Here is an 8,123-nt window from a genome sequence, read left to right as displayed (position 1 = left end):
CCTTTCCGACCGGCAAAGGAAAAAAATTCACAGAAATTTAACAATGTGTACCAATAATTTGGTAACTTAGTACATAGTCTGCAACAATTAGGGAAAAATTACGTTGAGTTACCATCCAGATGCCATTGCCGCCCACGGTGGAGAGTTAATTAACCGGGTTGCTTCCTCAGCACAAAGAGAAGTATTTCTCTCTAAGGCTGACTTTTTACCGCGTGTGGAACTTGATGAACGAGCAGTTTCTGATTTAGAAATGATTGCCATTGGTGGTTTTAGTCCTTTGACTGGTTTCATGAACCAAGCAGACTACAACCGAGTCGTCACCCAAATGCGGTTAGCTAACGGTATTGTCTGGTCAATTCCCATTACACTGTCTGTAACCGAAGAAGTAGCATCCCCTCTACAAGCAGGCGGTTTGGTGCGTCTGGATAACCCCAGAGGCGAGTTTATTGGGGTATTGGAACTGACCCAAAAGTATACCTACGACAAACAACAAGAAGCCATAAATGTTTATCGCACTGATGATGTTAAACATCCTGGGGTGCAGGTAGTATATAACCAAGGTTCTATCAACCTAGCTGGTGATATCTGGTTATTACAACGGGACTCTCATCCCCATTTTCCCAGCTACCAAATTGATCCGGCTGCGTCACGGGAAATGTTTCGAGAAAAAGGCTGGAAAACAATTGTGGGTTTCCAAACTCGCAATCCTATCCACCGCGCCCATGAATATATTCAAAAGTGCGCTTTAGAAACTGTTGATGGTCTATTTTTGCACCCATTGGTAGGGGCAACAAAAGAAGATGACATCGCTGCTGATGTGCGGATGCGTTGTTATGAAATTTTACTAGAACATTATTACCCTGTAGATAGAGTAATTTTGGCAATTAACCCGGCAGCCATGCGTTATGCTGGGCCTAGAGAAGCCATTTTCCATGCTTTAGTGCGGAAAAATTACGGCTGTACACATTTTATTGTCGGACGTGATCATGCTGGTGTGGGTGACTACTACGGCACTTATGACGCTCAATATATCTTTGATGAATTCGCCCCTGAAGAGTTGGGAATTGTACCAATGAAGTTTGAACACGCTTTCTATTGCAAGCGCACCAAACAAATGGCCACAACGAAAACCAGTCCTAGCAAACCAGAGGAACGGGTTCATCTGTCGGGAACAAAGGTACGGGAAATGTTACGTCGGGGTGAATTACCACCACCAGAATTTTCTCGTCCAGAAGTTGCGGCTGAGTTAACCAGGGCTATGAAAATTGCACCTGTATTAGTTTAGGTTAAGATCAGAAACTTTACTCTCCAGACTTCAGCCTTTAAGCTATGAGAATGGTCTGGAGTCTGACTGTTAATTATGAAACGGCGTAGGTTTTTACAACAAATTAGCGGCTTATTAGCGGCATTGGGAGTGGCTGAAACTGAGTGGTTGAGTTTGGGTAATCCCTATTACCAAGCTTTAGCACAACCTAATCAGCGGAAGTTGGCATTATTGATAGGAATTAATCAATATCCACAAAGTCCTGCCCTTGGTGGTTGTGTGACTGATGTGGAGTTGCAAACAGAATTGTTAATTAATCGTTGTGGCTTTGCAGCGTCAGATATTCTGACTTTAACTGATGAACAAGCCAGCAGAAAATTTATTGAAAATGCTTTTTTAGATCACTTGGGTAAGCAAGCCAAATCTGGAGATGTGGTGATTTTCCATTTTTCTGGTTATGGGACTCGTGTTAATTTGGGAAATGAGCAGATCCCCGACTTCTTCAAGAAGTCGGGGATCTATAATGCCATAGTTCCTGTTGATGAGAATAATTTATTGGGGACAAATTCGAGAAACTATTTATTGGCAGAAACTCTGTTATTATTATTGCGATCGCTCCCAACAAATCAAGTTACAGCAATATTAGATACTAGCTACTATCATTCTAGTGAATTAAAACCCACTGGTTTACGAATGCGTACCCGTCCAGAATTATCAACAGCAACTTTACAAATAGAAGAATTAGAATTTCTATCACAACGGAAAAATCATAAATCAGCTAATAATAATCCTCTGATTATCAATGCGACTTCAGAACTAAATCAGCAAGCCGGAGAATTTCTTTTCTCTAATTGGACTGCGGGATTATTAACTTATGCTTTAACTCAATATTTGTGGGAAACAATTCCAGCCAAAACAATCCCAGTTTTTCTTTCTGGTGTTGCTACTTCCATGTATCAGTTAGGTGGAAAACAACAACCAAGTCTAGTAAATGAGCCAAAAAAATCTCAAAATGCTTTAATTGTTGATTATTTTCCGATTGATAAATTGAGAAGTATTGGTGTAGTTCAAGCCATAGATGATGATGGCAAAACAGTCAAATTATGGTTAGGAGGATTACCTAATCAAGTTCTCACAAATTATGGCGTAAATTCTCGGTTAACTCTGGATACGGGAGAAGAGTTAGTGGTTAAATCACGAAGTGGGTTAATAGCTAAAGCCCAATTTACAAATAAAGAAATTACTACTTTACCTCAAGTTGGGCAAATAGTCCAAGAAGTTATTCGGGTATTACCTCAGAATATTCATGTTAATGTGGCTTTAGATCAGGGTTTGGAAAGAATTGAACGGGTAGATGCTACTAGTGTTTTTTCAGGAATTAACCGGATTGCTAATATTGCTACTGTAGCAGAAACTGCTGATTATGTGTTTGGTAAAGTTGCCCAAGTCCCCAGCCGTTATGGTCTTTTTTGCCTGGGTGGTGAATTGATTATTAATACGATAGGGGAAGTTGGGGAAGCGGTGAAGGTGGCAGTACAGCGATTAAAACCAAAATTTTCTACTCTGTTAGCATCAAAGTTGTGGCAGTTGACAGAAAATAAAGGTTCTTCGCGTTTACCTGTGAGGGCAACTTTAGAGATTGTTAACAACGTTTTACCCCGTGTTTTTATGGTGAGGGATACTTTGGGGACTGCAAGTATTGATAACACTTTGCAAACACCTGGCTATGAAGAAATAGCTATGCCGACAATTCCTGTGGGTAGTCGCTGGCAATATAAAATTGAAAATTTGAGCGATCGCCCGATATACTTAATTTTAGTGGGTTTAAATAATTATCAAGATGCCTTTGCTTTTTATCCTTGGGAAGTTTTCCTGCAGACAGATATTCCCCCCACCAAACCCCAATTAATAGAAGTTCTGATTCCTCCGGGTAAAACTGTCAAAATTCCAGAGAATCACCCGATAGCTGGCTGGTTACTGCCCACTCGTTATACTTTTTGTGAACACCAAATTATTCTGAGTACAGCACCATTTAAGGAAACTCTCACGGCATTAGCGATCGCTAAATATCCTACCACAGATCAACAGGCTATTAGTCCCATTGTCAACCCTTTAGAAGTTGCCCAAGCCATATTACAAGATTTACATAACGCTAGTAACGTTACAACTGACATCAATGATGCCTATGTTTTGGATGTGAATAATTGGGCAAGTTTGAACTTTAGTTTTCAGGTTGTTTAGAGAGTCACCGAGTTAGGAGCAGGGCTGTTTCATTCCCTAAAATAGGTAGAATTGCCAGGGTAGATGGGGAGAAAAATCATGAGTGCTGGTCTAATTGAACAATTGAAGCAGTACCATCGTATTCAACAATCCGACGTGTAGTCATGGGGGTAGACTTCAATAAACTGGTGGAAAAATTTCATGGCAGGGCAAAAAATTATGTTGATTTAGAAGAATCAGAATGGTGTGCTGGGGAGGTAGGGGAGAAATTTTCTTCTTTCTTCTTCGTCCTGAACTCCTGATAGCGAAGCGTGGCGTTAGCCATACTCCTGACTTCTATAAAAATTAAAATGCCGCCCAGTGTCAACTAGGCGGTGTTAATTTTTTCTCAATTTTAAGAATTGTTAAGAACTGTGAGGAATTCTTTCTATTTCCGCATAACCACTAAAAATCAATCTTTGACCTTCTGTTTCTAAACGATTTAGTCGCATTTTTACCCCATCTAAATCAAAGCGATCTAAATCAACCATATTATCCAAAATTTCTACCAATGCCAGACTTAAAGTCTGGGAAATTTCTCTTTGTGCTTCTGGAACTCCCTCAAGTTCAATCTTAGGTTCTTTGAAAGAAACCCGCCTTCTTCTTTCAATTCCGACACCAATGGTCATACTTAGGGGTATGAGTTCACCGTTGTTTAAATCGGCTTTAGCTACCAAATGCAAGCGATTTTCAGGTAATAACTTGACTTCAACTTCGGTAAAAGAAACTGGTTCACCACCAGATATGGCAATCAAAGTGGGTTCAGAAAGGTTCAGCAGCCGCTTTTTCACCAATTCCGACTCAAAAGCTCGATTAATGCCTTCTTCTGATAAAATCACCTGGGCTACTGCTTGGGTGGGTTGTTTGAGAGTAAGTTTGCCACTTAAAACCGAGCCGAAGTCAATGGCTACAGCGTCGGTTTCAAAGGACATTTCCTCAACTGCGAAATCTTTGCGAATTACTAAGCCGCGACCGTTCATTTTAAAGCTATCAATGCTGCCTTGCAACAGTTTGCTGGAGGGATAGCAGCGCACAAAGACTTCTACTGACTCGCTTTGGGTAAACAGGTGGCGAATCGTTTGGCTGGCGACTGTATTGAGCATTCGCTCTCCCCAATCGGTGCTTTTGGTATCTGTTAAACCAGTAAGTCCGGCGAACATTAGGTTTTAGTCTCTAGAAGTTCTTTATATTTTTGTAACAAATTGTGAACAATTATGCAAGCGATCCCCTGATTTAATCTCCTGATGAGTCAGAACAGGATAACTGATGGTTGATTGTCAGTTGTCAGTTGTTGGTTGTCAGTAGGGGCGAAGCATTTGGAAGATAAATTATCGGTCATTGCCAAAAATAGTTCTCCAAATGCTTCGCCCGTACAGTTGTCAGTTGTCGGTTGTCATTGGTTAATAACTTTCTTCTATTCCCTATTGCCTATTGCTTTCCGTTGAGTCTGATAAATGTGAATTTGGTCTACTAAACCCCCAATACCAGGAATATCATCACCATAAAGTTGAAAACCTTTACCGACAGAATTAGTTAAAACTTCTGCACCTTTACCTTGATAATAAACAGGAACTGGACGATTGCCATGATTTCCCCAACCGTACTTTATATTAGGATTAGAACCCCAAAAATGACCCGCTTTCATGGAATCAGATTCAGCGGTTAAAGCTTCTGCACCTTTTTCTTTGAGTAGTTCGGAAAAATTGGGATTTAAAGTAAGATAATGATCATGATCAGCAGTAACAATCAACAGATTATTTTCCCAACCACCGTTATTTTTAATCCAGTCAATTGTTGTTTTTACAGCTTTATCAAAATCTAACACTGTCCCAATCATATTATCTAAGTTATCATCATGGGCAGCCCAATCAATATCACCACCTTCTACCATTAACCAAAATCCATCTTTGTCTTTAGATAAAACTGCTAAAGCTGCTTTGGTTAAATCATTAAGTGTGGGATTTTCATTAATTTCTTTCGCAATAAAAGATTTATCGGTTTCTCCAGGAAGTAGAGGCCGAACTGTATCGGGGTTTTTTCCTTGAGAACCAAACAGGGAAAAGATACTCAAACCTGTATTACTGTAATCACCATTAGCGGTACTCACAGGGAGATTTCCCTCTTGTCCTCTAGCTCCATATAATCCTAACAAGCGATCGCCCATATTTGGATCTAATTTAGCCGCAGTAGTCCCTAACTTATCAGCCGCATCTTTTCCCCGTTCTAAAAATGTATATTGATAACGGTTTTGATCAGGGTTTTTGCTTAACTCTTTATATGTCGTCTTCGTGATATATTCAAACTTGGTTGGCGGTTCTACACCCGTAGGCAGAGGTTGACTACTCGCACCCGTGAGAGGATGACCACCACCTAAAATTACAGTTGGTTGATATATGCGAAGTTCCTGCTGGAGAATATTATCTAAAGTTGGATAATCACCATCATATTTATTGCGACGATTCACGTTTGCTGCTGCTGCTCCCGGTGTAGCATGATCTACAGGAACAGAAGTCACAATCCCCGTAGATTTACCATGATCAGCCGCAGTCTTGAGAATAGTTTCTAAAGGTTTTTCAAATATATCAACGGAAATAGCATTGTTATAGCTTTTGACTCCCGTGTACAAAGTAGTCGCTGTATTGGCAGAATCAGGATAACTATACTTAATATACTCAGGATCATTACCAGGAGTCCAAGGATTTATTCCCCCACGTTGAGGATCATAACCCACTAAATTACCCACTGCATTAGGATTAAGATTTTTACCTCCTCCAGATGGTTTATCGCCAGGATTAAATTGAGGTTGGAATTTAAACCCAATACCCGTGAATGAAATTAATAGCCTACAAATAATTACTAATATTAATTCTGCAAATATTAAGGCATAAAAATAACTTCAGTTTAGTCTAAACTCCAGGCAAAATGTATCTAAAATTATATGATCATGAGATTTTTCTTGAATTTATAAATCATCAATCTTGTCAATTATTTGAAATCAAATTTAAAAAATCATAAATGTGTCATTTTTTTCGTCGAGAATTTTTATTCCTGCTCCAAAATGAGTAGCCTGATAGTATATATTGACAAAATATGAAAGAATATTTAAGCTTTATAAGAGTTTATTTCAAGTCATCCTTGACAGTTTTGTATGGGAATTCAAAAAGAACATCATCAGATGCTTACTCAGTTTACGACAGAATATGATCTGCAACCAATTGCAAAACATTTATCAACTATTATCAAAGAATCTTTGGCGAGTGTTTCATCAAGTAAATGTCGTCAAGGAACGATTCTAGTACCAACGTTTGTCATTTGGTTTGTAATTCTCTCCACTATCCGTCGTGATTTAAGTTATTTAGGAATAATGGATTGGATGATATCAGGATTGAGGTGGTTATCCTGTTGTCTACCAAAACAACTTATTTCTGAAGGTGCTATGAGTCATGCCAGAGTTCGTATAGGATTAACAGTTTTTCAACTAATATTTAAAAAACTCACTTCTAGTTTGACAACATTGAAATATGACTTTCATAAATGGACTACAGTAATATTTGATGGTTCCACAGGTACGACACCTGATACTGAAAGTAATCGTGATAAATTTGGGAAGTCTAAATGTGGTCGAGGAGAAAGTGCTTTTCCCATGCTGAGAATAGTCACATTAATATCAGCATCAACACGCCTGATCCTAGATTTTACCTATGGTTCGAGCCAAGGTAAAGGAACTGGTGAAAGGACTTTAATGACTAAATTACTGGCACAATTTAACCAGAAAAACTTATTATTTTTATTAGATGCTGGTTTATATTCCTTTGCAACTATTTTTAGTATTCGTACAAAAGAATGCGACTTTTTACTTAGGGTAGCTTCTAATGTTAAACTACCTGTTATCTCTGATTCTCGTTTGCCAGATGGATACATGGCTAGATATCCAGATGGAAGTTATTTATCAGAAATTAATGGCAAAATTCTCAATTTAGAAAAATCTACAGAATCGCATAAACAATGGAATCAGGAAAGTATCATTGTCCGAGTTATTGAATATCAAATTCCTGGTTTTCTCCCTCGTCGTTTAGTTACTAGTATTATTGACCCTAATATTTCTGCCAAAGAATTAATTATTCACTATCATTGCAGATGGGAGGTGGAAATTAGTTTCTGTGAAATAAAAACACATCAATGTGCTACGCTCAAAGGACAAATGCCCACTATTTTTCGGAGCAAAACATCTGAATTAGTCGAACAAGAACTTTATGCTATGTTAATTGCTTATAATCTACTCCGCGATTTAATTTACCAATCTGCTAACGAATATAATAAAAATCCTTTACTCCTTAGTTTTCTTGAATCTTTGCAACTAGTTATAGATTTAGTACAACTCATCAGCCATTCATCCTTAAAATTACGAGAAATTCAACATCAATATTTATTATCATTAATTTCCCAGTCTGAAATTGATCGCCCCCGACGAAAACGTATTAATCCCCGTGTTGTCAAAATTAAAATGTCCAAATTCAAGCGCAAAAACTCTTCCCATAAATCTGAAATCAGAGATATAGAAAAAGACTTGAAAATCCTTCCCCCACAAGCAGTTTGACAA

General features: G+C 38.5%; 5 protein-coding genes and 1 pseudogene. 4 read left to right on the top strand and 2 right to left on the bottom strand.

All coding sequences use genetic code 11. The annotated features are described in order from the left end of the window. Window positions 1-103 precede the first annotated feature (103 nt). Both sat and HGD76_RS07440 read left to right on the top strand, forming a co-directional pair. On the top strand, window positions 104-1,285 hold the full coding sequence (sat, locus tag HGD76_RS07445) for a sulfate adenylyltransferase (protein ID WP_168695386.1): 1,182 nt from the start codon (window positions 104-106) through the stop codon (window positions 1,283-1,285). A 75-nt stretch (window positions 1,286-1,360) separates the two neighbouring features. Further along, on the top strand, window positions 1,361-3,505 hold the full coding sequence (locus HGD76_RS07440) for a caspase family protein (protein WP_168695385.1): 2,145 nt from the start codon (window positions 1,361-1,363) through the stop codon (window positions 3,503-3,505). A gap of 383 nt (window positions 3,506-3,888) precedes the next feature. Here HGD76_RS07440 and HGD76_RS07435 read toward each other — a convergent pair whose 3' ends face one another. Continuing rightward, a complete protein-coding gene (locus HGD76_RS07435; protein WP_148766221.1) occupies window positions 3,889-4,683 on the bottom strand; it encodes an LmeA family phospholipid-binding protein in 795 nt (264 codons plus the stop codon). Window positions 4,684-4,818: 135 nt separating this feature from the next. Between HGD76_RS07435 and HGD76_RS07430 the strand changes: the two genes are divergently transcribed. Next, on the top strand, window positions 4,819-4,968 hold the full coding sequence (locus tag HGD76_RS07430; RefSeq protein WP_168694538.1) for a hypothetical protein: 150 nt from the start codon (window positions 4,819-4,821) through the stop codon (window positions 4,966-4,968). Here the strand turns inward: HGD76_RS07430 and HGD76_RS07425 are convergent. Continuing rightward, window positions 4,938-6,341 (bottom strand): annotated as a pseudogene (locus HGD76_RS07425) (alkaline phosphatase); the annotation flags it as partial. The gene HGD76_RS07430 and the pseudogene HGD76_RS07425 sit on opposite strands and share 31 nt — an antisense overlap. Before the next feature lie 330 nt (window positions 6,342-6,671). Here HGD76_RS07425 and HGD76_RS07420 point away from each other — a divergent pair. After that, window positions 6,672-8,120 carry an IS4 family transposase gene (locus HGD76_RS07420; RefSeq protein WP_168694730.1) on the top strand — a complete coding sequence of 483 codons (1,449 nt, stop codon included), beginning with the start codon at window positions 6,672-6,674 and terminating at the stop codon, window positions 8,118-8,120. Window positions 8,121-8,123 lie beyond the last annotated feature (3 nt).

The organism is Dolichospermum flos-aquae CCAP 1403/13F (assembly GCF_012516395.1).
GTDB lineage: Bacteria > Cyanobacteriota > Cyanobacteriia > Cyanobacteriales > Nostocaceae > Dolichospermum > Dolichospermum lemmermannii.
The sequence above is the reverse complement of the archived record's forward strand: the minus strand, read 5'-3'. Positions and strand labels throughout refer to the sequence as shown.